The sequence below is a fragment of the Pseudomonas sp. URIL14HWK12:I5 genome (genome assembly GCF_900176445.1).
Lineage (GTDB): Bacteria > Pseudomonadota > Gammaproteobacteria > Pseudomonadales > Pseudomonadaceae > Aquipseudomonas > Aquipseudomonas monteilii.
This window is the reverse complement of the sequence record NZ_FWXQ01000006.1, coordinates 247,444-268,717: the sequence shown is the minus strand read 5'-3', so window position 1 is coordinate 268,717 and position 21,274 is coordinate 247,444. Positions and strand designations below refer to the sequence as shown.

Annotated in this window: 21 protein-coding genes and 1 pseudogene; 12 read left to right on the top strand and 10 right to left on the bottom strand. The window is 62.4% G+C overall.

Annotated elements, in window-relative coordinates:
• Nucleotides 1–46 precede the first annotated feature (46 nt).
• The 3 genes from B9A31_RS16050 to B9A31_RS16040 all read right to left on the bottom strand — a co-directional run bounded on the left by B9A31_RS16050 (nucleotide 47) and on the right by B9A31_RS16040 (nucleotide 2,527).
• Nucleotides 47–643, bottom strand: coding sequence for an amino acid synthesis family protein (locus tag B9A31_RS16050; protein ID WP_016715710.1), 597 nt, complete (start codon nucleotides 641–643; stop codon nucleotides 47–49).
• Nucleotides 644–925: 282 nt separating this feature from the next.
• A complete protein-coding gene (locus B9A31_RS16045) occupies nucleotides 926–1,966 on the bottom strand; it encodes an LLM class flavin-dependent oxidoreductase (RefSeq protein WP_016715711.1) in 1,041 nt (346 codons plus the stop codon).
• 75 nt (nucleotides 1,967–2,041) lie between these two features.
• On the bottom strand, nucleotides 2,042–2,527 hold the full coding sequence (locus tag B9A31_RS16040) for a flavin reductase family protein (RefSeq protein WP_019097851.1): 486 nt from the start codon (nucleotides 2,525–2,527) through the stop codon (nucleotides 2,042–2,044).
• A gap of 317 nt (nucleotides 2,528–2,844) precedes the next feature.
• Between B9A31_RS16040 and B9A31_RS16035 the strand changes: the two genes are divergently transcribed.
• On the top strand, nucleotides 2,845–4,251 hold the full coding sequence (locus tag B9A31_RS16035) for a purine-cytosine permease family protein (protein ID WP_019097850.1): 1,407 nt from the start codon (nucleotides 2,845–2,847) through the stop codon (nucleotides 4,249–4,251).
• Nucleotides 4,252–4,303: 52 nt separating this feature from the next.
• Here the strand turns inward: B9A31_RS16035 and B9A31_RS16030 are convergent, their stop codons facing one another.
• Complete coding sequence (locus tag B9A31_RS16030; protein WP_016715714.1) at nucleotides 4,304–5,929, bottom strand: methyl-accepting chemotaxis protein; 1,626 nt, start codon at nucleotides 5,927–5,929, stop codon at nucleotides 4,304–4,306.
• 232 nt (nucleotides 5,930–6,161) lie between these two features.
• Nucleotides 6,162–7,358, bottom strand: coding sequence for an NAD(P)/FAD-dependent oxidoreductase (locus B9A31_RS16025; RefSeq protein ID WP_019097849.1), 1,197 nt, complete (start codon nucleotides 7,356–7,358; stop codon nucleotides 6,162–6,164).
• A 257-nt stretch (nucleotides 7,359–7,615) separates the two neighbouring features.
• Between B9A31_RS16025 and B9A31_RS16020 the strand changes: the two genes are divergently transcribed.
• Nucleotides 7,616–8,155: an RrF2 family transcriptional regulator gene (locus B9A31_RS16020; protein ID WP_019097848.1), complete on the top strand. Its 540-nt coding sequence runs from the start codon at nucleotides 7,616–7,618 to the stop codon at nucleotides 8,153–8,155.
• 28 nt (nucleotides 8,156–8,183) lie between these two features.
• On the opposite strand, the gene B9A31_RS16015 is transcribed toward B9A31_RS16020, so the two are convergent.
• The gene (locus B9A31_RS16015; RefSeq protein ID WP_084297141.1) at nucleotides 8,184–9,095 is read right to left on the bottom strand and encodes an AraC family transcriptional regulator; all 912 of its coding nucleotides are present in this window, start codon (nucleotides 9,093–9,095) and stop codon (nucleotides 8,184–8,186) included.
• Between the two features lie 102 nt (nucleotides 9,096–9,197).
• Here B9A31_RS16015 and B9A31_RS16010 point away from each other — a divergent pair, with 102 nt between their 5' ends.
• The 5 genes from B9A31_RS16010 to B9A31_RS15990 all read left to right on the top strand — a co-directional run bounded on the left by B9A31_RS16010 (nucleotide 9,198) and on the right by B9A31_RS15990 (nucleotide 13,688).
• Nucleotides 9,198–9,758 carry a carboxymuconolactone decarboxylase family protein gene (locus tag B9A31_RS16010; RefSeq protein WP_025754491.1) on the top strand — a complete coding sequence of 187 codons (561 nt, stop codon included), beginning with the start codon at nucleotides 9,198–9,200 and terminating at the stop codon, nucleotides 9,756–9,758.
• A gap of 100 nt (nucleotides 9,759–9,858) precedes the next feature.
• On the top strand, nucleotides 9,859–10,923 hold the full coding sequence (locus tag B9A31_RS16005) for an acyl-CoA dehydrogenase family protein (protein WP_019097847.1): 1,065 nt from the start codon (nucleotides 9,859–9,861) through the stop codon (nucleotides 10,921–10,923).
• Complete coding sequence (locus B9A31_RS16000) at nucleotides 10,920–11,741, top strand: ABC transporter ATP-binding protein (RefSeq protein WP_025754489.1); 822 nt, start codon at nucleotides 10,920–10,922, stop codon at nucleotides 11,739–11,741. The genes B9A31_RS16005 and B9A31_RS16000 overlap by 4 nt, the downstream gene beginning before the upstream one ends.
• Complete coding sequence (locus B9A31_RS15995) at nucleotides 11,728–12,933, top strand: ABC transporter substrate-binding protein (RefSeq protein ID WP_019096625.1); 1,206 nt, start codon at nucleotides 11,728–11,730, stop codon at nucleotides 12,931–12,933. Before B9A31_RS16000 ends, B9A31_RS15995 begins: the two co-directional genes overlap by 14 nt.
• Entirely contained in the window at nucleotides 12,933–13,688 is a 756-nt protein-coding gene (locus tag B9A31_RS15990; RefSeq protein WP_027609059.1) for an ABC transporter permease, read from the top strand. The genes B9A31_RS15995 and B9A31_RS15990 overlap by 1 nt, the downstream gene beginning before the upstream one ends.
• A gap of 49 nt (nucleotides 13,689–13,737) precedes the next feature.
• Here the strand turns inward: B9A31_RS15990 and B9A31_RS15985 are convergent, their stop codons facing one another.
• Together B9A31_RS15985 and argC are read right to left on the bottom strand one after the other, a co-directional pair.
• Nucleotides 13,738–14,424 carry a GNAT family N-acetyltransferase gene (locus tag B9A31_RS15985; protein ID WP_016715721.1) on the bottom strand — a complete coding sequence of 229 codons (687 nt, stop codon included), beginning with the start codon at nucleotides 14,422–14,424 and terminating at the stop codon, nucleotides 13,738–13,740.
• Nucleotides 14,425–14,504: 80 nt separating this feature from the next.
• Entirely contained in the window at nucleotides 14,505–15,446 is a 942-nt protein-coding gene (argC, locus tag B9A31_RS15980; protein WP_027609058.1) for an N-acetyl-gamma-glutamyl-phosphate reductase, read from the bottom strand.
• A gap of 116 nt (nucleotides 15,447–15,562) precedes the next feature.
• Here argC and B9A31_RS15975 point away from each other — a divergent pair, with 116 nt between their 5' ends.
• From B9A31_RS15975 to B9A31_RS15965, 3 genes and pseudogenes are all read left to right on the top strand, one after another.
• Entirely contained in the window at nucleotides 15,563–16,444 is an 882-nt protein-coding gene (locus B9A31_RS15975) for a LysR family transcriptional regulator (protein WP_016715723.1), read from the top strand.
• Nucleotides 16,445–16,519: 75 nt separating this feature from the next.
• Nucleotides 16,520–16,813: pseudogene (locus B9A31_RS15970) on the top strand (LysR substrate-binding domain-containing protein); the annotation flags it as partial.
• A gap of 94 nt (nucleotides 16,814–16,907) precedes the next feature.
• Nucleotides 16,908–17,171 carry a hypothetical protein gene (locus tag B9A31_RS15965; RefSeq protein ID WP_084297140.1) on the top strand — a complete coding sequence of 88 codons (264 nt, stop codon included), beginning with the start codon at nucleotides 16,908–16,910 and terminating at the stop codon, nucleotides 17,169–17,171.
• Nucleotides 17,172–17,294: 123 nt separating this feature from the next.
• On the opposite strand, the gene B9A31_RS15960 is transcribed toward B9A31_RS15965, so the two are convergent.
• On the bottom strand, nucleotides 17,295–17,945 hold the full coding sequence (locus B9A31_RS15960; RefSeq protein ID WP_027609057.1) for a TIGR04211 family SH3 domain-containing protein: 651 nt from the start codon (nucleotides 17,943–17,945) through the stop codon (nucleotides 17,295–17,297).
• 200 nt (nucleotides 17,946–18,145) lie between these two features.
• Between B9A31_RS15960 and B9A31_RS15955 the strand changes: the two genes are divergently transcribed.
• The gene (locus tag B9A31_RS15955) at nucleotides 18,146–18,625 is read left to right on the top strand and encodes a VOC family protein (RefSeq protein ID WP_027609056.1); all 480 of its coding nucleotides are present in this window, start codon (nucleotides 18,146–18,148) and stop codon (nucleotides 18,623–18,625) included.
• Nucleotides 18,626–18,887: 262 nt separating this feature from the next.
• Here the strand turns inward: B9A31_RS15955 and B9A31_RS15950 are convergent, their stop codons facing one another.
• Nucleotides 18,888–20,633: a BCCT family transporter gene (locus B9A31_RS15950; RefSeq protein ID WP_019096413.1), complete on the bottom strand. Its 1,746-nt coding sequence runs from the start codon at nucleotides 20,631–20,633 to the stop codon at nucleotides 18,888–18,890.
• A 316-nt stretch (nucleotides 20,634–20,949) separates the two neighbouring features.
• Between B9A31_RS15950 and B9A31_RS15945 the strand changes: the two genes are divergently transcribed.
• Nucleotides 20,950–21,267 (top strand): hypothetical protein, encoded by a 318-nt coding sequence (locus B9A31_RS15945; RefSeq protein WP_019096412.1) that lies wholly within the window; start codon nucleotides 20,950–20,952, stop codon nucleotides 21,265–21,267.
• The last annotated feature ends 7 nt before the right edge of the window (nucleotides 21,268–21,274 follow it).

Sequence of the window (21,274 nt, the reverse complement as noted above, 5' to 3'; positions counted from 1 at the left end):
GCGCGGCGGGTAAGCACACCACGCCCCGGCCCCGTTTTGGTTGTTGTTATTGAGCGTTGGCTTTTTCGGCAGCCAGTTCTTCCAGGTCGATGTAGCGGTTGCCGATGCGCGGGTGCAGGCGGCCGCCGTCGGCAGCGCCCAGGACCACGACGATTTCATCGGCACGCGGGGCGTCTTCGATCTGCATTTCCAGGGTGATGTAGTGCGAACGCAGGCCCTCGTCGTCCTTCTGCATCATCGGGATCTGGATCGAGGTGCCTGGGCCGCCACGTTTGTTGGTGAAGCTCAGGTAGCTCTTGGCCTGTACCGCTTCGCGGTAGTGGTTGCCGAAGCGCAGGGTGTGGATCACCGCCGAGGCGTGCTCGATTTCGCCATCGGCGCCCACTACTGCAGCTTTACCGTAGGCTTCGATCTTGTCGGCACCGCCGATGGCGGCAGTCAGGCGCTCGACCATCAGGGCACCCAGGTCCGAGCAGTTGGCGCGGATTTCCGGCTTCAGATCTTCAACGAAACCGCGACCGGCCCATGGGTTCTTGATCACGACGGCCAGGCCGACCATGGTCACCGGCTTGTCGGTGGCCTTGCCGCCTTCGATGCGGGTCTCTTCGGAGTAGGTGACGATCTTGCGGATTTCGAAACTCATGGGTGGCTCCTAGTGAGGGTTATCAGCTCTTGTTGTCTGATGGTATACCATAATATTTGTAGTGCAAGAGGGGGCTGAACATTTCTCTTGCTGGGAGACGAAAGGTGGCGTGATGCCTTGATTCTTGTCGTGTCTGTACTGGCCTCTTCGCCGGCAAGCCCGCTCCCACAGGGATCGCACAGTCTTCCTGCCTTGCGCCGATTTCATAAAAAAGCCCGCTCACGCAGGCCTCAGAGGCCCACGGGAGCGGGCGCGTCCCGCAATGATTCAGGCAATGGGAATTCAGGCGAACGCCGGCACCACTTCCTTGATGAACAGCTCCAGCGACTTCTTCTTCTCGGCGTGGGGCAGGCTGTTGTCGCACCAGAAGCTGAACTCGTCGACACCGAGCTCCTGGTAGTACTTGATGCGCGCAATGATTTCTTCCGGGGTGCCGATCATGGTGTTCTTGCGGATATTCTCCAGCTCGAACGCTGGCACTTCGGCGAACTTCGACTCCGGGCTTGGCTCGAGGAAGCCGTTGACCGGGGTGGTCTTGTTGCCGAACCAGGCGTCGAAGGTGCGGTAGAAACGCGAAATGGCCTGGGCGCCGACCTTCCAGCCTTCCGGCTCGGCCGGGCTGTGCACGTGGGTGTGGCGAAGCACCATCAGTTGCGGGCGCGGTACGTCCGGGTTGTTGTCCAGGGCGGCCTGGAACTTGTTCTTCAGGTCCAGCACTTCTTCGTCCCCCTTCATCAGCGGGGTGACCATGACGTTGCAGCCGTTGGCCACGGCGAAGTTATGCGAGTCCGGGTCGCGGGCAGCGATCCACATCGGTGGGGTGGCGTTGAACGGCTTCGGTACGCTGGTGGAAGTGGGGAACTTGTAGACTTCGCCGTCGTGGGCGTAGTCGCCTTCCCACAGCTTGCGCACCACCGGCACCATCTCGCGCAGCGCCTTGCCGCCGTCGGTGGCCGGCATGCCGTTGGCCATGCGGTCGAATTCGAACTGGTAGGCGCCACGGGCCAGGCCCACTTCCATGCGCCCGTTGCTGATCACGTCGAGCAGGGCGCATTCACCCGCCACGCGGATCGGGTTCCAGAACGGCGCGATGATGGTGCCAGCGCCCAGGCGGATCTTGTCGGTGCGTGCGGCCAGGTAGGCGAGCAGCGGCATCGGGCTTGGCGAAATGGTGTACTCCATGGCGTGGTGTTCGCCAATCCACACGGTGCTGAAACCGCCGTTTTCGGCCATCAGGGTCAGTTCGGTCAGGTCTTCGAACAGCTGGCGGTGGCTGACCTGTTCATCCCAACGTTCCATGTGTACGAACAACGAAAATTTCATGGGGCTTTCCTCAACGCTTGAAAGGGGCTGGCGCCGGGCAGGGGAGGCGCCAGGGGGCTCGATTCATGATTGGCTTCAGGCAAAGGCCGGCAGGCTGGCCATCTTGCCGCGGCAGTACACCATCGGCCGTGGCGCTTCTGCTGGGACGATCAGGTTGTGCACCTTGCCGACCATGATGGCGTGGTCGCCACCTTCATATTCACGCCACAGTTCGCATTCGATAACGGCGGTGGCGCCGGCCAGGATGGGGTTGCCCAGTTCGCTCAGGGTCCACTCGAGACCACTGGCCTTGTCCTTGCCCTTTTTGGCGAACGCATAGGCTTCTGCTTGCTGTTCACCTGAGAGCAGGTGAATGGCGAAACGCTTCTGCTTCATCAGCACAGGGTAGGAATCGGAGGTGTAGTTGGGGCAGAACAGCACCAGCGGCGGATCCATCGACAGGGAGGAGAAGGCGCTGGCAGTCAGGCCGACAACCGAGCCGTCATCGTCCAGGGTAGTGATGACGGTAACGCCGGAGGGGAAGGAGCCCAGGACGTGCTTGTAGACGGTTGCGTCGATCATCGGGTGTACCTCTAAAGGGCTGCGGTGGTCCGCGGTTTTTATCATTGATGTGTCTGATGGTATACCGTAATACCTAATTTGCAAGCGGAATTTTCAAGCCTGTTGTTCCACGATGAACGGCGCAAACTCACGAATAACGTGGCCTTGAGTGGTGAGGTGGTTTGTCGCAGGCGTTTCACGAGCAGATCAGCGGCCGTTTTTTCCTGCGGATCAGTGTTGTCAAAAGTTTGGAATACCATAATATGGTCCGCAGCTGAGAGGCCGCCCTGGATGCGGTTTCCTTACAACGATAAAAACGACCTTTCGAGCTGAATCCTATGTCCCAACCGTCGTCGCAACACCCGTTTGTCGAGAATCACACGGTCGATTACGTTCCACCTGCCGAGCGCCATGGGAAGGCGCGCGACCTGTTCACCCTCTGGTTCAGTACCAATATTGCGCCACTGCCTATCGTCACCGGCGCCATGGTGGTCCAGGTGTTCCACCTCAATCTGTTATGGGGGCTGATCGCCATTGTGCTGGGCCATCTGGTCGGGGGCGTGGTCATCGCCCTGGCCTCTGCGCAGGGACCGCAGCTGGGCATTCCACAGATGGTACAGAGCCGTGGCCAGTTCGGCCGCTACGGCGCCTTGCTGATCGTGTTCTTCACCGCGCTGATTTATGTCGGCTTCTTCATTTCCAACATTGTCCTGGCGGGCAAGACCATCCATGGCATCACCCCAAGTGTGCCGATGCCGGGCGCGATCGTGATCGGTGCCCTGAGCGCCACTGCCATTGGCGTGATCGGTTATCGCTTCATTCATATTCTGAACCGTATCGGTACCTGGGTGATGGGTTCGGCATTGCTGGCCGGCTTCATCATGATGTTCGCCCAGGACCTGCCGGCCGACTTCTTCAGCCGTGGTGCATTCAACCTGTCGGGCTTCATCGCCACCGTATCGTTGGGCACGATCTGGCAGATCAGCTTCTCGCCATACACCTCCGACTACTCGCGCTACCTGCCGCGTGAAGTAGGCATTGCCCAGCCGTTCTGGGCCACGTACTTCGGCGCCACCCTGGGCACTATCCTGTGCTTCAGCTTTGGTGCGGTAGCGGTGCTGTGTGTGCCGGAAGGCACCGACGCCATGGATGCGGTGAAGCAGGCCACTGGCTGGTTGGGCCCGATCCTGATGGTGCTGTTCCTGCTCAACATCATCAGCCACAACGCCCTCAACCTGTATGGCGCGGTGTTGTCGATCGTGACTGCGATCCAGACCTTCATGGCCGAATGGACACCAAGCATCAAGGTGCGGGTGTTGCTGGCATCGGTGATTCTGGTGGGCTGCGGGATGGTTGCACTGAATGCCTCGGCGGATTTCATTGGCCACTTCATCGGCCTGATCCTGGCGCTGCTGCTGGTGCTGGTGCCGTGGGCTTCGATCAACCTGATCGACTTCTACCTGATCAAGAAGGGACAGTACGACATTGCGTCGATCTTCAGTGCCGATGGCGGTATCTATGGCCGCTTCAATCACCACGCGATCATTGCCTATGCCTGCGGGATTCTGGTGCAGCTGCCGTTTGCCAATACGTCGCTGTATGTGGGGCCGTATTCCAACATTGTCGAAGGGGCGGACTTGTCTTGGTTGTTCGGGTTGATCGTCACGGTGCCGCTGTATTACTGCCTGGCGACGCGCGGCAAGGCTGTCGAGAAGGCTGGGCGGGTTGTGAGTGTTAACGACTGATAGATGACTTTTGCTGTAAATGGGGCTGCTTTGCAGCCCCTGTTGTTTCAGGTCAAACCTTGAACTGCGCCACCATGCCGTTCAGGTCCACCGCCAGTCGCGACAGATCCTGCGCCGCCGCACTGGTCTGGTTCGCACCCGCCGACGTCTGCATCGCCAGATCACGAATGTTCACCAGGTTACGGTCCACCTCGCGTGCCACCTGCGCCTGCTCCTCCGAAGCACTGGCAATCACCAGGTTGCGCTGGTTGATCGCCGCAATCGCCTCGGCAATCACCTCCAACGCCTGGCCGGCGCCTTGTGCCACTTCCAATGTGCCCGATGCACGCCCCTGGCTGCTGTGCATCGCCGTCACCGCCCGCTCGGTACCGTTCTGGATACCGGCGATCATCTGCTCGATCTCCGCCGTCGACTGCTGGGTGCGGTGGGCGAGGGCGCGAACCTCGTCTGCCACCACCGCAAAGCCACGGCCCGCCTCGCCTGCGCGGGCTGCTTCGATAGCGGCGTTCAGCGCCAGCAGGTTGGTTTGCCCGGCAATCGCGCCAATCACATCCAGCACGCGGCTGATCTCGTTGGCATTGCTGGCCAGTTGCTCGATTTCGGCCGAGGTGCCCGTTACGTCAGCCACCAGATGCTGAATGGATGCCAGCGCCTGATTGACCCGGTCGCGGCCATCGCGGGTGGTCTGGTCGGCGCCCTTGGAAGCATCGGCAGTGCTGACCGCATTGTTCGCGACCTCTTCGACGGCGGCGGTCATCTGGTTGACGGCGGTGGCCGCCTGGTCGATTTCCGCGCTCTGCTGGTGCAGGCCGCGGCTGGTGTCTTCGGTAACGGTGTGCAGCTCTTCCGAAGCCGAGGCCAGCTGGTCGGACGACGCGGCGATCTTGCGCAGGGTATCGCGCAGGCTTTCCTGCATGCGGGCCAGGGCGCGTAACAGCAAGGCTGGCTCGTCGCGCCCGGTCACGCGTATTTCCCGGGTGAGGTCACCGGTGGCCACGCGTTCGGCAACAGCCACGGCATCGGCCAGTGGTGCCACGATGCTGCGGGTAAGCACGGTGGCAATGGCGGCCAGGGCAAGCATGATGACCAGCAACGAGGCGATGATGGCGGTGAACGCTTCGTCGGCTACATCGCTGCTGCGCTGCGAGGCGTCTTCGGCACCTTTGCTGTTATAGGCGAGCAGGGCGGTCATGGCCTTCATCATGGTGTCGGCGCGCTGCGTGAGGGGGCCGTTGATCTGCTGCTTGGCATCGTCCATGCGGCCTGCAGCAATGTCCTGCAGCACTTTCACCTGCAGGTCGAGGTACTGCTGGTGTGCGTCATTGAGGGTGTTGAACAGGGCGCGGTCGTCGGCCGCGATGAGGGTGTCGGCGTAGTCTTTCAACCCACCCTTGAGCTCGGCGTTGATGCCTTCGAGCAACTGCAGGTTGCGTGCGCGCTCGGCGGGGTTGTCGTCCAGTGCGGCGCGCAAGGTGATAGCCCGTGCGCGGCCGAGGTTGCTGCTGATGTCACCCAGGGCTACCACGGCGGGCATCCAGGTGACACGGATCTCGTCGGTGGCCTTGTCCATCTGGCGGGTTTCATAGAGTGCGATAAGGCCCATGAACAGGACCAGGATGCCCAATAGGGCAAATACGCTGGCAGCGCGAATGCCGATCTTCATATTCCGTAACTGCATGGAATGCTCCTTGACGGTGGCGTGCGGGCCTCAGGAGCTTGGTCGTAAAGCCGGGTCACCGGTATGGCGCCAGGCTCTTGAGGCGCTGCGGATTAGTAGTGTTACCTCACCCTCTTGAATACTTTTTTGGTTTAAATGATGCCATATGGCCATCATTATTGGACAGTCCAACAATGTAACTACATAATTGACAAAACCGTCGTTTATTGACGGTTTTGTCAGGATCTTGCTGTCAAACGATCGCAATCATCGGGTCGGCAGCAGCCAAGGCCACGGCACGATCAGCCGCTGGCGGGTAGATCCATACCGAGTTGATCTGGCGCTTGAGGTCCTTGCCTTCCTGGCCTTGCAGCTTCAGTTCGCGCTCCCAGCCTTCGCTGTACGCCGCGCCCCATTCACCCAAGTCAAGGCAGGTGACGTACTTCGGTTGGCGGTATACCACCGGTGCCACCCCAAGCAGATCAGCCATGGCGTTGTTGCCGCTGTGGCGACCCATGGGAATGGCGTGCTGGCAAGTCATCAGGGCGTGGTTGCCGACTTCATCGACGGCGGCCCAGGCGGTATCACCGGTGGCGTAGATGTGCTGCTGGCCCACCACTTTAAGGTGGTCATCGACCTTCAGCCGGCCGAAGTTGTCACGCTCCCCGGCAACCTGTGCGGTCAGCGGGCTGGCGTTGACACCGACGGTCCAGATTACGGTGCTGCTGGCGATGTACTCGCCGTTGTCGAGGGTGACGCCGCCTGCATCCACAGCCACCACCGAGGTATTGGTCAGCCATTCGACGCCAGCCTGCTGCGACGCGGCGACGATCGACGGTTTGATGCCTTCGCCCAGGGCCGCGCCAATACTGGCGCCACGGTCAACCAGCAGTACTCTGACATCGTCACCCAGGACGGCACGCAGTCGGGCGGGCATTTCGGTCGCGGTTTCGATACCGGTGAAACCACCGCCACAGACCACCACGGTGTTGCGGGCAGGCGAAGCTGGCAGGGCCACCAGGCCCGTAAGGTGCTGCTCCAGGCGAACAGCCGATTCCATCTGGTCGACATCGAACGTGTGCTCGGCCAGGCCCGGGACTGCCGGGCGCGCTACCTGGCTGCCGGCGGCGAGGATCAGGCGGTCGTAGGCGATCTGCTGGCGCTGGCCGTGGCTGTCGATGTAGCTGACGCTGCGTGCATCTGCATCGATGGCCTCGGCGTTGCCAGTGATGAAGCGCACGCCAACGACTTCGAACAACTCACCCACGGGGGCCTTCAAGGTATGCGCGTTGGCTTCATAGAAGCGCGGACGGATACGCAGTTCTGCTTGCGGGGCGAGCACGCTGATGCTCAGGTCGTCGCGTTGGGCCTGGTCGAGCAGGCGAGCGGCGCTCAGGGCGCTCCAGACACCGGCAAAGCCGGCACCGATGATGAGGATGTTCGTTTTCATGTAAGGGCTCCGCAAGGTTCGAAGAGGGCTTCGAGGACGGGTGAGTGTCGTTCGAATAACTACGACTGTATTTGTCGTAGTTATTCCCTGCAAGTCTTTTTTCGAACACGCCGGTGCCTCGTGACGCCCAAAAAGGGAGCAACTGTCCGTGTTTAATGGTTCAGAGGGATGGGGTGAACCGAAAGGCGGCCACTGTCTGCTTTGCCCATCCAATGCGATCGGCGTATTATTTGCGACAAGATTGGTCGGAGATTGATATGTCGCTCTACAGTGCTGGCGTCGAATACGGCATCCATTGCCTGCTGTTCCTGGTGGACGAACGTGGTGATTCGCGCGAGTCCAGCGTGCGTGACCTGGCAGAGTTGCAGGGGGTGCCTCAGGAGTATCTGGCCAAAGTTTTCACCAAACTGGCCCGTGCCGGGTTGGTCGCGGCCACCGAGGGTGTTCGCGGCGGTTTTCGCCTGGCGCGGCCGTCGGACGAAATCACGGTGCTGGATATCGTCAATGCCATCGACGGGCCGAAGAAGATTTTCGACTGCCGCGAGGTGCGTGAGCGTTGCAGCCTGTTTGACGGTTCGCCACCTGGCTGGGCGACCGAGGGTACCTGTGCGATCCATGCGGTGATGCTGGGGGCGCAGAAGCGCATGGAGGAAGCGCTGGCGCAGCAGACCATTCTTGACCTGGCCCGGCGGTTCGGGCGCAAGGCGCCGGCCGAGTTCGGGCAGCAGGTGAGTAGCTGGATGGGTGAGCGGCGCGAAGGCAAAGGTGGCGGGGATATACCGGTCAGCCAGGTCTGAATGTGGTGCCTGTACAGGCGTAACGCTTTCAGCGCCCCTCATGTTGGCGCCGAAATGCCCCCGGCTGCACCCCCACCGCCTTGGCAAACGCCCGGGTAAACGCCGCCACCGACTGGTACCCCACCTGCGCCCCCACCTGCTCCACGGTATTCCCCGCCCGCAGCAACTGGCTGGCATGGCGCATACGCAGAGCCAGCAGCACCTGCCCCGGCGATTGCCCGGCCAGCTCATTGAAACGCTTGAAAAACGCCGAGCGTGACAAGCCGGTGCAGGCAGCCATGCGTTCCAGTGTCCAGGCCTGCCCCGGTTGCTCGATCAATTGCTCCAGCAAACCGGCAAACGCCGGCTGGCGGGCGAGGGCGACCAGCCCGCCCAGTGACTGCCCGGCAATTACCTGCTGGCGCAGCACGTAGAGGAACAACAGGTGCGTCAGCCGCTCCAGCAACGCCTGTGACGGCCCAGCGGCTCGCCGGCATTCTTCCAGAATCAGCTCGAACAGCGCCCGCGCCGCACTGCCAGCGGGGTCTTCGGCGCGCAGCAAGATCCAGTCAGCCAGGCCTTCGACAATCAGCGAAGACAGGCCGGACTGAAAGTGGAAGAAGCCGCAGACCAGCCCTACGCCGTCACTGGCCTCACTGTCCAGCGCCTGCATGGCCTGGCGCGGCTGGGCACAGGCATCGGCCGGGTCCTGGTCGCTGGACAAGCGATAGGCAAGGTCGCGTAACAGGAATACTGCATCGCCCTTTTCCAGGCGCACCGGTCGCGCCTCGCCGTCGATGTGCAGCCAGCAATGCCCTTGCACCACCAGATGGAAGCTGGCTCGGCCCATGCCTTGGGTGCTGGCGTGCCAGCCACCACAGTAGCGCCCGACATGAAACAGGCTGGCATCGAGCTCCAGGCCCTCTAATAACCAATCGACAAGGTGGCTGGACGAAATCATCTAATACAAACACTCAGGAGCAAGGAAAGGCGACTGATGAATATGGAGGGTAATTCTTATAACCAACAGACTGTAGTGACCCCCATCAAAGGAGACCACTCCATGTCCTCCCGCATTACTTTACACACCCTGCAAAGCGCCCCGGAAGCGGCCCGTCCATTCCTCGAGAATGCCCAGAAAAACTCAGGCTTCATCCCTAACCTGCTGGGTGTGCTGGCCAACGCCCCGGCGGCGCTGGAAACCTACGTGACCGTTTCGGCGCTCAACGGCAAGTCCGAGCTGAGCCTGGCCGAGCGTGAAGTGGTGCAACTGATTGCCGCTACCCAGCATGGCTGCGACTTCTGTGTGGCCGGCCACACTGCTGTGGCACTGAACAAGGCCAAGCTGCCGCAGGAAGTGGTCGATGCCCTGCGTGCCCGGGGCGAACTGCCCGACGCCCGTTACGAAACCCTGGCAGCGTTTGCCCGCGAAGTGATCGCCACCCGTGGCAATGTCAGCGAGGCCACCTACCAGGCCTTCCGCGCAGCCGGCTTCAGTGAAGGCAACGCACTGGAGGTGATTCTGGGCGTGAGCCTCGCAACCCTGTGCAACTTTGCTAATGTTTTCGCCCAGACGCCGCTCAATGAAGAGCTTGGCAAATACCGTTGGCAGCCTTCTGCGTAACCCTCCCGTGATAGCGGCCTTGATGCGGTCGTTGTAAGAAGCGGCCTTGTGCCGCGAATGGGCCGCAAGGCGGCCCCGGCGTTCCCAAAGGAGCAAGACCATGCAAGATTGCGCATTTCGTCACTGGCTGGATGCCAATGCCGAGGCCATCGACCGGGGCCTGTGCGAACCGCAACAGGTGCTGGCACAGATCGCCGAATCACAGCTACTGCGCATTGGTGTCGACCCGGCCTTGGGTGGCACGGGCGGGCAAGTGACCGACGCCGTCGAGGCCATCGCCGCGATTGCCAGCCGTTCGTTGGCTTCAGCCTTTGTCTGCTGGGGCCAGCGTGCCTTCATTGAATACCTGTTACACAGCCCCAACCAGCCATTGCGCGAGCGCTTGCTGCCGCGCCTGTTGACGGGCGAACTGGCGGGTGCCACCGGGCTGTCCAACGCCATGAAGTTCCTGTCCGGCATCGAAGCGCTGCAGGTGCGTGGCCGGCCGGTAGCTGATGGCTGGCACCTGGAAGGGCGTTTGCACTGGGTGACCAACCTGCGCAAGAGCGGTTTCGTGGTGGCGGCGGCCATCGAAGACGAAGCCGGCGGTACGCCGTTCGTGCTGGCCATTCCTTCCGAGGCCCAGGGCCTGACACGCTCCGATGACTTGCAACTGATGGGCCTGCAATCGAGCAACACGGCGGCGCTGGCTTTCCACCAGGTGCCGCTGGCGCGTGACTGGTTGCTGCACGAGAACGCCCGCGAGTTCCTGCCGCGGGTACGCCCGGCTTTCCTGGCATTGCAATGCGGGATGGCCATCGGCTTGGCGCGACGGGCGCTGGAAGAGGTGCAGGGGCATCTGCATGGACGTGCCTCGTTCCTCGATGAAGCCCGTCAGGTACTCAGCGAGCGCCTGGAAAACACCGTGAGCGAGCTCAAGCAGGGGTTGCTCGATGGCCGCTTCCAGCAGCAGCCAGCGGCTTTGTTCAAGTTGCGCATCACCCTGGCTGAAAGTGCCGCCGATGCCGTGCAACTGGAGTTGCAGGCCAGCGGTGGCAAGGCCTACCTCAGCGAATATGGCGAAGGCTTTGCCCGCCGCTGGCGCGAGTCGGCCTTCGTGCCGATCGTCACCCCCAGCCTGGTGCAATTGCGCGCCGAACTGCAACGCCAGGCGGGCGCCGCATGAGCCACGTGTTGCTCGAAGCTCGCGATGTCAGCCTGGGCTACCCGCGTGAGGGTGGCTGGCAGCAAGTGCTGGCGCAGTTTGACTTGCAATTGGCACCGGGCGAAGTGGTGAGCATTCTTGGCCCCAGTGGCGTCGGCAAGTCCAGCCTGCTGCGGGTGCTGGCGGGGCTGCAGCAGCCCCGCGGCGGCAGCGTGACGTTGCACGGCCAACCCTTGCAAGGGCCGCACCCACGGCTGGCGGTGGCCTTCCAGGACCCGAGCCTGCTGCCCTGGCTGAGCCTGGAGAAGAACGTCGCCTTTGGCCTGGACTTCGCCCGCCAGCCCAAGCTGGATGCTGCCGAGCGGCGCGCACGTATCGACCATGCGATTGCCGCCGTGGGCCTGGCCCACGCCCGTGGCCAGTACCCGGCGCAGTTGTCCGGCGGCATGGCCCAGCGCACGGCGCTGGCCCGTTGCCTGGCCCGCCAGCCCGAAGTGCTGTTGCTGGACGAACCGTTCGGCGCGTTGGATGAAGTGACCCGGGCCGACATGCAGCAACTGCTGCTGCAACTGATCGCCACCCACAACACGGCGGCGGTGCTGATCACCCACGATATCGACGAAGCCCTGCTGTTGTCCGACCGGGTTCTGCTACTGGGCAACCACCCAGCGCACATCCTCGGCCAATGGCACATCGACCTGCCGCAACCACGCGCGCAGCGGGTTGAAGAACTGGGTGCCTTGCGTATCGAAATCCTCAAAACCCTTCGGCGGGCAAGCCGCACCGTAGAACCTACCCCAACCCCGTTGCCCTCGGAGGCTGTCCATGTGCATGGATGACTGCTGTTCCTCTTCTTCGCGTCGCGATTTCCTCAAGCTTGGCGCCATGCTTACGGCGGCGGGTGCACTGCCATTGCTGTCGAGCCTGCAGGCGCGCGCTGCCGCCGAGCCGGACGCGCCGGTGCGCATCGGCTACCTGCCGATCACCGATGCCACGCCGTTGCTGGTGGCGCACAACAATGGCCTGTTCGAGGCCGAAGGCATCAAGGCCGAGCGCCCGGTGCTGTTGCGCAGTTGGGCACAGGTGATCGAGGCGTTCATTTCCGGCCAGGTCAACGTCATCCACTTGCTGTCGCCGATGACGGTGTGGGCGCGTTACGGCAGCAAGGTGCCGGCCAAGGTCGTGGCGTGGAACCACGTGGGCGGTTCGGGCCTGACCGTGGCTCCGGACATCACCGACATGAAACAGCTCGGTGGCAAGACCGTGGCCATCCCGTTCTGGTACTCGATCCATAACGTGGTGCTGCAGCAAATGCTCAACGACAACGGCCTGACGCCAGTGTCGAAGCCGGCCAACGCTCAGTTGGCTGCCAACGAAGTCAACCTGCTGGTGCTGCCGCCCTCCGACATGCCGCCCGCTTTGGCCAGCAAGCGCATTGCCGGCTACATCGTCGCTGAGCCGTTCAACGCCCTGGCCGAAAACCTCAAGGTTGGCCGCGTGCAGCGTTTTACTGGCGATGTGTGGCGTAACCACGCGTGCTGCGTGGTGTTCATGCATGAGCATGATCTGAACAACCGCCCGGAGTGGTCGCAGAAGGTGGTCAACGCCATCGTCAAGGCCCAGCACTGGACCCGCGACCACCGCGCTGAAGCCGCTGCCTTGCTGTCCAAGGCCGGCCCCAACAAGTACACCCCGCATGAGCCTGCCGTGCTGACCAAGGTGCTGGCCCCGGCCGCCGAGGACCGTGCCGGCTACATTGCCAGTGGTGCCATTCGGCATCAGCAGTGGGACGAAAAGCGCATCGACTTCCAGCCGTATCCGTTCCCCAGTTACACCGAGGAACTTGTCAAACGCCTGAAAACCACCCTGATCGAAGGCGACAATGCGTTTCTTGCCGGGCTTGATCCGGCGCAGACGGCCCGCGACCTGGTCGACGACCGATTCGTGCGCAATGCCATCGCTGCGGTGGGTGGCCCGTCGGTGTTCGGCATTGCCGACAACTTCGAGCGTAGCGAGGAGTTTGCGGTCTGATGCGCACGCATGTCGTACATGCCGGCCTTGGCCTGGCCGGGTTGCTGGGTTTGTTGCTGCTGTGGTGGGCCGGTGTTGCCTTGTTCGGCCAGGCCGACGGCCTGTCGGCGCGCTTTTCTCCGGCGGCAACCTTGGCCAGCCTGTTCGAGTTGCTGGGGCAGGGTGAGGTCTACGGGCATATCTGGGTCAGCCTCAAGCGCATCCTGGTCGGGCTGTTGCTGGCACTGCTCATCGGCGTGCCGCTGGGTTTGCTGGTCGGCAGTTACCGGCACCTGGAGGCGGCAACCACCCCGGCGTTCCAGTTCCTGCGCATGATCTCGCCGCTGTCGTGGATGCCGGTGGTGGTGATGCTGATGGGGGTGGGCGACCAGCCTATCTACTTCTTGCTGGCGTTCGCCGCGTTGTGGCCGATTTTGCTGAACACGGCGGCCGGGGTCAGGCAGCTGGACCCACGCTGGTTGCAACTGAGCCGCAGCCTGAGTGCCACGCGTTGGGAGACGTTGTGCAAGGTGATCGTGCCGGGGGTGATTGGCCACGTGCTGACCGGTGTGCGGCTGGCCATTGGCATTTTGTGGATCGTGCTGGTGCCGTGCGAAATGCTCGGGGTGAGTGCGGGGTTGGGGTATTTCATTCTCGATACCCGCGACCGGCTGGCGTATTCCGAGCTGATGGCGATGGTGCTGCTGATTGGTGTGCTGGGGTTTGTGCTGGATGCCTTGGCGCGAGGGCTGCATCGGCGATGGGTGCATGACTGAGGGGCCAGTGGGGCCTTTTCGCGGGTAAACCCGCGAAGAGGCCCTGGGATCAATGCACAGTCTTGCGCTGTCGCACACATTCTTGGGCTTGAACGGTCAATTCATCCAGCCGCTCGTCCCGCATCTGTTCGGCTTCGATCATCGCATCCTCACCCTGTTGGTTAAGCAGGTAGGTATGAATCTGCAGCACTTCTGCCGTCTGATAAATCGGCGCAATGTCCAACCGCCCGATCAGCGCGCCACTGGCCTGCCCGGTACTGCTCATCAGTACCTGCGGCCCATTGGCGGCTACAACTTGCATGCCCATCGCCTCGAACCAAGGCACCTGATTGGCAAAGGCATTCAGTTCCACACAGGCATGGCGCGCCTGCAGGTCGCCCAGCAAGGCTCGTGCGATGCCCTGGCGGCGATGGCTGGCGTTTACGGCCAGGAATGCAAGCGCACATGACTGGTCATCATCCTTGGCCGGCAGCGACAGGGCAAAGCCCAGCAACTGGTCCGGCGCTTCGGCATCCAGCGCCAGGGTCAGCGCCACGGCCAGGCCGCGGGTGCCGTCCAGCGCTTGCAGGTACTGGTGCACTTCCATACCAACGCCGTACTGGTACAGCGGGTACAGCGGGTTGTCGGCGGTGATGGCAACACTGCTCAATTCACCGACATTGTGGATCACCAGTTCGCGGATCTGGTTCTGGAAAGATTCGGGCGGCACGCTGTCGAGGCGGCTCAGGATGAACATCGGGGGGCAGGCTCCGGCGGGTAGGAATACAGCCCACGCCACGTAGGCGCGGGTTGTACAGTTTAACCGGTTTTGCCCCATCAGCCTTGTGCCTGTAGTGCACCGAGCATCAGGTCGAGGTTTTGCACCGCAGCACCCGAGGCACCTTTGCCCAGGTTATCGAACACCGCAGTGAGCAACACCTGCCCATGTTCGGGGTTGGCGTACAGTGCCAGGCGCAGGTCGTTGCTGTCGTTCAATGCTTCGGGGTCAAGGTTGGCTGCTACGCCTTGTTGGTGCAGCGGCATCACCTGCACGTGGCGGGCCCCCTGGTAGTGCTGCTCCAGGCAGGCCTGCAGCTGATCGGCGCTGACCTGGCCGGGTAGCAGGCGCAGTTGCAGCGGGATGCTCAACACGATGCCCTGGCGGTAGGCCCCATAGCCGGGCATGAACACCGGCCGTGCCGACAGCCCGGCGTGCAGCTGAATTTCGGGTACGTGCTTGTGTGCCAGTTCCAGCCCATACAGTTGCAGGGTCGGTGCCTTTTCGGTACTGGGGTGTTCGTGGCGCTGGACCGCCGCACGGCCACCGCCGGAGTAGCCGGAAATGGCATGGATGCCCAGCGGGTAGTCGGCGGGTAATAACCCGGCCTTGACCAGCGGGCGCAGCAGGGCAATGGCGCCAGTAGGGTAACAGCCTGGGTTGCTGACGCGTTTGCTTAGGGCGATGCGCTCGGCTTGCTGCTCGTCGAGTTCTGGCAGGCCATAGACCCAGCCCGGTGTGGTGCGATGCGCCGAGCTGGCGTCGATCACCCGCACCTGCGGGTTATCGATCGCCGCCACGGCCTCACGGGCGGCGTCGTCGGGCAGGCACAACAGGGCGATGTCAGCGCTGTTGATGGCCTCGCGGCGGCGTTGCGGGTTTTTGCGTTCGGCTTCGGGGAGGGTGAGCAGGCGCAGGTCGCTGCGGCCTTGCAGGCGTGCATGGATCTGCAGGCCGGTGGTGCCTTGGTCGCCGTCGATGAAAACAACAGGGGTGTGCATGGTCAGGGTCCGGTAGGGTTGGGATGACCTATGCTCGCCTGTGGCTGAGTTAATGGAAATTTGAATATCATGATGCTGATGTTCATGTTTCATGAATGAAAAGGCCAGCACAGACCATGCGTGAAATCAGCCTCGACCGCCTGCGCACGCTGGTGGTCATCAGCGACCTGGGCTCCTTCGCCGAGGCCGCTCGCCAGCTCAACCTGGCACCGCCCACCATCAGCCTGCATGTGGCTGAACTGGAGTCACGTATCGGTGCCCCGTTACTTAGCCGTGCCCGCGGGCAGGTGCGTCCTACTGCCATTGGCGAAACACTGCTGGCCCGCGCCCGGCGCTTGCTGGCCGACGCTGACCTGGCGCTGGACGAAGTACGCCGACAGGTCGAGGGGCTGACCGGTCGGGTACGCCTGGGCGCCTCCACCGGTGCCATCGCTCACTTGTTGCCACAGGCGCTGGAGCACCTGCGCGTGGAGCACCCGGGGATCGACGTGCAGGTCCAGGTGCTGACGTCCCAGGCATCGCTGGCGCGTTTGCGTGAAGGCGCGCTGGATATCGGCCTTGTGGCCTTGCCTCAAGTCGCTGGCAAAGGGCTGACAGTGACGCCCTGGCGGCGCGATCCGATCCTGGCCTACGTGCCGGTCGACTGGCAGCCACCGGCCAGGGTTACCCCGGCCTGGCTGGCGCAAAGGGCGTTGATCCTCAATGACAGCAGCACCCAGCTCTCGCGAGTGACAGGGGAGTGGTTTGCGGCAGCGGGGTTGTACCCAGAGCCTCGGATCGAGCTGAATTACAACGATGCGATCAAGAGCCTGGTCGGCGCCGGGTACGGGGCGACGTTATTGCCGCAGGAGGGCGAGGCGGCCGAGCTGGACCGGCGTATTGCACGTCGGCCACTGCGGCCTGGGTTGTGGAGGCAGTTGGGTATCGCTTGCCGGGAAGGCCAGGTTGAGCGGGCAACGGCGTATGTGTTGCAGGCATTGGAGCGGTTGCGGCAGTAGCGATTACCGGCTTTACCCTCGCTCTCGTGCCCGCACCACGGTCACCGTCTCGCCACCCACTCCCCAGTTATCGGGAGTTTTCGCCAGGATGGCCGCCACATCGAGATCGAAACCCAAGGCGCATTCACCTGCCTGGGCGACTTCCTTGCCACGGCAACGCTGGTACGCCATGGCGGCGGCTTGATGCAGGCTTACCGCTTTACCGTGCAGGACGCATTGGCCAGCGGCGAGTTGGTGGAGGTGCTTGCTGAGTTTGGCGGGACGACACGGCCGTTCATGTTGATCTACCCGCACGGCCCGCACATGCCGTTGCGGGTCCGGGTGTTCATTGATTTTCTGTTTGCCGAAGGTGCACGGCCCCAGGGCTGAGCCGAAGCGCCGGGGCGTAAGCCCGACTATGCTGTTTGCTGCGTCGAGCCAATGTCATCTCGATGACCCTTCCGGTTTCCCAGGAGAACACTCCATGAAATCCATCGTACTGCTGGTGATTGCTTCTGTGTTGAGTTTTGCCGCCCATGCCGACCCGGCGAGCAACTGTGCAGCCAAGGTCAAGGAGCTTGAGGATTTCCACAAGGCCAGTGGCCAAGCGATGCACAGCGGCATGGCCCATGATTTCAAAGTCCACATGCAAAATGCCAAGGATGCTCAGAGCAAGGGTGACTATACCCAGTGCCAGGCCTCGGCGGACCAGGCCAAGACCATCTACAACAAGGCACGTAGCAAATAAGCCTTCGCGGGCCTCATCGCGGGTAAACCCGCTCCTACAGGTACATCACCGGCCTCGAACCTGTTGAAAATCCTGTGGGAGCGGGCGAGCCCGCGAAGAAGCCAGTGCAGGATGGCCCCACTGTCAGAACCAGCGATCGTTCTTCTTCCGCCCCCGGGTCAGCGCCGGCAGGATCAACCCCGCCAGCAACCCCGCCCCGGCAATGCTGCCGCCATACACCATGTAGCGCATCATCACCTGTTTGTTCTCGTCACCCAGGCGTGCCTGGGTATCGCGCAGGTCCGACTGGCTCTGGTCAAGCTGCTCGCTCAGTGCCTTGTTGCGCGCCTCCAGTTCGTCGTTCAGCTTCTTGCGTGAATCCAGGGTTTCCTGCATGCCCTGCACGCGGCTTTTCCAGCTGTCGTCGATGGTCTTCAACTGCCCGGTCAGTTCCGCGACCTGGGCATCGAGCTGCGGCAGGCGCTCGTTCTGCCCCGGCACGGCCTGCAGGTCGTTGCTGAGGATCCACACCACATCGCCGTTCTGCCCGCGCACCTGGCTGTAGTTGCCCTGGCTGCCGATCAGGGTCAGCTTCTGCCCGGATTTGAGGGTGCCGACGATGCGGTGCCCATCGGTCGGGCCACTACGCACGTAGGTGCTCAGGCTGTCGCTGACCCAGCGTGCATCACTGGCGGGCTCTTCGGCGTACGCCGGTACGGCGAGGGCCACCAGAGCGGCAATCAGGCCGCCGCGCAGGGCAGGGAGGGCGGAAGCGGTTGGGCGGAAATCGGGCATGTTCGGTCTTCGCTGAAACAGGACAAAAGTAGGCCCGGTGACTGGGCCGATGAACCGGTCGGTGAGTTGACCGTCAGCGAAAGACCGTTTTTTTGTAAGCAGGTTCACTACCTGATATCGGAAATGTCTGCAGGATGTTGCAGGAGCTTTATCGGAGCTAGCGCTAGAATGAAAGGTTGACACCTTCATGGAGCAAGACCATGACTGCCAAGAACACCGTCTGCCTCTGGTTCGACAACGATGCCGAGGAGGCTGCCAACTTTTACGCCAGCGTATTCCCGGACAGTAAAGTGATTGCCCTGCACAAGGCGCCAAGTGACTATCCTTCGGGCAAGGAGGGCGATGTCATCACGGTCGAATTCACCGTCATGGGCATACCCTGCGTGGGGCTCAATGGCGGCAAGGCCTTTACGCATTGCGAGGCGTTTTCGTTCCAGGTCAGTACCGAAGACCAGGCCGAAACCGACCGCTTGTGGGATGCCATTGTCGGTAATGGCGGGGAGGCCAGCGTCTGCGGCTGGTGCAAGGACAAATGGGGGATTTCCTGGCAGATCACCCCTCGTATCCTGATCGAAGCCATCGGCCATCCCGACCGCGCCGCAGCCAAACGGGCGTTCGAGACCATGATGCAGATGGGCAAGATCGATGTGGCAAAAATTGCGGCGGCATTGAAGGGGTGATGCCGGTCTATGCGCTCTGGTTATCGTTTTGTCCTGGAAAACATCGCTTATCGAGGCGTGCCGCCGTTCCTGAGCTCAGGTGGCGGCACCGATTCATCCGCTGCTTTCGTGGACGAGATCGACCGCCTGCTGGGCCTGGAACTGGGTGCCCGTGCATTCCAGGCGCGCTACCGGGGCGTGGCATTGGAGCTCACACCCTTGGAGTTCCGCATGCTGGCAGCGTTGGGACCGCGCAGCAGCCCCGGTTTACAGGCCGGCCCGGTCAGCTACCGGTCACTTCGGCTTCTGCCGCGACCTTCACTGAGGCCTTCTTCTCCTGCACCACGATGTAGAACTCCTCGCCATGCTTCACCGCGCCATACAGCACGGCCTTCTCGATCAGCTCGTTACCGCGCAGGTGGCGCAGCATCATCGGGTCTTTGCGCAGGTCGCGGTACAGGGCCAGGCACAGCAGCACCATCACCACCACAAAGGGCAGGGCCACGACGATGGTCAGGTTCTGCAACCCCGTCAGCGCCTCGCCGGGGGCCCGTGGGTCGCCAATCGCCAGCATGATCGCCGCCACGGTACCGGTCAGCGCGCCCCAGAAAATCACCGTGCGCCGCGAGGGCGCTGTGGTGCCGTGTTCCGACAGTGTGCCCATCACCAGCGAGGCGGCATCGGCACCGGAAACGAAGAAGATGCCCACCAGGATCATTACCAGCACCGAGGTCGCTGAAGCCAGCGGATAGCTGTCCAGCAACTGGTACAGCGCGTGGTTGCTGTTGACTGCGCCATTGGCCAGCTGGAATGCGCCTTCGCGCACGGCATCGATGGCCGCACCGCCAAAAATGGTGAACCACACCAGGCTCACCAGGCTGGGCACCAGCAGTACACCCGTAACGAACTGGCGGATAGTGCGGCCGCGGCTGATGCGGGCGATGAACATGCCCACGAACGGTGTCCAGGAAATCCACCAAGCCCAGTAGAACACGGTCCAGCCGGCCAGCCAGCTGTTCATCTGCTCACCGCCGCTGGCGTTGGTACGGGCCATCATTTCCGGCAGCATCTTGATGTAGATGCCGAGCGAGGTCGGCAGCAGGTTGAGCATCAGCAACGTCGGGCCGACAATGAACACGAACACTGCCAGCACCAGCGCCAGCACCATGTTGGTGTTGGACAACCACTGGATGCCCTTGCCGATGCCCGACACCGCCGAGGTGACGAAGGCAATGGTCAGCAGGGTGATGATCGAGATGTAGAACAGCTTGCCGGGGCTCTCGATCCAGCCGTTGTACTCCAGGCCGCCGGCAATCTGCAGGGCCCCAAGGCCCAATGAGGCCGCCGAGCCGAACAGCGTGGCGAAAATAGCCATCATGTCGATCATGCGCCCTAGCGGGCCGTTGGCGTGCTTGCCGATCAACGGCCGGAAGGCCGCGGAAATCAGCTGTGAGCGGCCACGGCGGAAGGTGCCATAGGCAATCACCAGACCGACGATGGCGTACATGGCCCAAGGGTGCAGGGTCCAGTGGAACAAGGTGGTGGCCATGGCCACCTGCATCGCTTCACTTGTCTGCCCGGTGGCCGAGCCGGGCGGCGGCGACACATAGTGCGACAGCGGCTCGGCCACGCCGAAGAACATCAGGCCGATGCCCATGCCGGCGCTGAACATCATGGCCACCCAGGACACCGTACGGAATTCTGGCTGCTCGCCATCACGCCCCAGTGGCACCCGGCCATAACGGCTGGCGGCCAGCCACAGCACGAACACCACGAACAAGGTGGATGTGAGCACGAAGAACCAGCCGAAGTTGAGAATGACCCAGGACTGCGCGCTGGAAGCGCTGCTGGCGAGGCTGGCCTGGTTGAGGAAGCCCCAGAGCACGAACGCGATTGCCAGGAGGCTGGTGAAACCAAACACGACGCCGTCGAGTTTGCCCTCGAAATGCCGGTCCTGGCGGGCCTCTGCGGTTTTCGAGGGGTCCGTCACGCCGAGGTCGAGCGTTTCGGTGATGTGTTCCTTTGCCATGAATGATGAGGCCCCTTTGTGGCTTACCTGCATGCACAGGCTTGTTGTTGTGTGGGCTACCGAGTTCGATGACGGCCTCGGCGGGGTGGAATGCTGGCGCGATTATCCTGCGCGGGAAAAGGCGCCCCCTGTCCCGATAACGCCCTGGGGCGTCCATTGCGCGACTTGGCAAATACTTTTAGTTCTGGGGGCAATAGCCCTTTCTGCCTCGGGTTCTGGTACCCTGATGGGCATTACCCGGGCCCGCTCATCCGAGCACCGTAGAAGCGCTGCTGCTTGCGGGCCTGGCCGTACCAGGAAACGGAGATTCGTCAAAATGGCCACTGATCGTGTGAGCCTGATTCATTTCGATAAATTGAGCATGAGCCCTGCCGCTGCCGATCGGTTCCAGAAAGCCCTCGACGCGCTGGCAGCGCTCAAGCTGCAGGACCGTTACGTGTACCTCATCGCTCCTTATCTGGGTGATATCGCTGACGCGTCTGACGCCGAGCAACTGGACACCGCCTTGGGCCAGTGCATCCAGGTGGTTGATGAGCTGCTGGCTGCCAGGTCGGTGAGCAAGGTCAAGGCCGAGGAAGTGCGCCAGGTGTTTCACAGCGCTGCCGAGCGTGCGCGGGCAGAACTGCCTGGCTGAGTGGTGG

What these genes read in the sequence shown, in the direction of transcription:
- B9A31_RS16050 (WP_016715710.1), bottom strand. Translation starts at nt 643, where the DNA reads ATGAGTTTCGAAATCCGCAAGATCGTCACCTACTCCGAAGAGACCCGC.
- B9A31_RS16045 (WP_016715711.1), bottom strand. Translation starts at nt 1,966, where the DNA reads ATGAAATTTTCGTTGTTCGTACACATGGAACGTTGGGATGAACAGGTC.
- B9A31_RS16040 (WP_019097851.1), bottom strand. Translation starts at nt 2,527, where the DNA reads ATGATCGACGCAACCGTCTACAAGCACGTCCTGGGCTCCTTCCCCTCC.
- B9A31_RS16035 (WP_019097850.1), top strand. Translation starts at nt 2,845, where the DNA reads ATGTCCCAACCGTCGTCGCAACACCCGTTTGTCGAGAATCACACGGTC.
- B9A31_RS16030 (WP_016715714.1), bottom strand. Translation starts at nt 5,929, where the DNA reads ATGCAGTTACGGAATATGAAGATCGGCATTCGCGCTGCCAGCGTATTT.
- B9A31_RS16025 (WP_019097849.1), bottom strand. Translation starts at nt 7,358, where the DNA reads ATGAAAACGAACATCCTCATCATCGGTGCCGGCTTTGCCGGTGTCTGG.
- B9A31_RS16020 (WP_019097848.1), top strand. Translation starts at nt 7,616, where the DNA reads ATGTCGCTCTACAGTGCTGGCGTCGAATACGGCATCCATTGCCTGCTG.
- B9A31_RS16015 (WP_084297141.1), bottom strand. Translation starts at nt 9,095, where the DNA reads ATGATTTCGTCCAGCCACCTTGTCGATTGGTTATTAGAGGGCCTGGAG.
- B9A31_RS16010 (WP_025754491.1), top strand. Translation starts at nt 9,198, where the DNA reads ATGTCCTCCCGCATTACTTTACACACCCTGCAAAGCGCCCCGGAAGCG.
- B9A31_RS16005 (WP_019097847.1), top strand. Translation starts at nt 9,859, where the DNA reads ATGCAAGATTGCGCATTTCGTCACTGGCTGGATGCCAATGCCGAGGCC.
- B9A31_RS16000 (WP_025754489.1), top strand. Translation starts at nt 10,920, where the DNA reads ATGAGCCACGTGTTGCTCGAAGCTCGCGATGTCAGCCTGGGCTACCCG.
- B9A31_RS15995 (WP_019096625.1), top strand. Translation starts at nt 11,728, where the DNA reads ATGTGCATGGATGACTGCTGTTCCTCTTCTTCGCGTCGCGATTTCCTC.
- B9A31_RS15990 (WP_027609059.1), top strand. Translation starts at nt 12,933, where the DNA reads ATGCGCACGCATGTCGTACATGCCGGCCTTGGCCTGGCCGGGTTGCTG.
- B9A31_RS15985 (WP_016715721.1), bottom strand. Translation starts at nt 14,424, where the DNA reads ATGTTCATCCTGAGCCGCCTCGACAGCGTGCCGCCCGAATCTTTCCAG.
- argC (WP_027609058.1), bottom strand. Translation starts at nt 15,446, where the DNA reads ATGCACACCCCTGTTGTTTTCATCGACGGCGACCAAGGCACCACCGGC.
- B9A31_RS15975 (WP_016715723.1), top strand. Translation starts at nt 15,563, where the DNA reads ATGCGTGAAATCAGCCTCGACCGCCTGCGCACGCTGGTGGTCATCAGC.
- B9A31_RS15965 (WP_084297140.1), top strand. Translation starts at nt 16,908, where the DNA reads ATGAAATCCATCGTACTGCTGGTGATTGCTTCTGTGTTGAGTTTTGCC.
- B9A31_RS15960 (WP_027609057.1), bottom strand. Translation starts at nt 17,945, where the DNA reads ATGCCCGATTTCCGCCCAACCGCTTCCGCCCTCCCTGCCCTGCGCGGC.
- B9A31_RS15955 (WP_027609056.1), top strand. Translation starts at nt 18,146, where the DNA reads ATGACTGCCAAGAACACCGTCTGCCTCTGGTTCGACAACGATGCCGAG.
- B9A31_RS15950 (WP_019096413.1), bottom strand. Translation starts at nt 20,633, where the DNA reads ATGGCAAAGGAACACATCACCGAAACGCTCGACCTCGGCGTGACGGAC.
- B9A31_RS15945 (WP_019096412.1), top strand. Translation starts at nt 20,950, where the DNA reads ATGGCCACTGATCGTGTGAGCCTGATTCATTTCGATAAATTGAGCATG.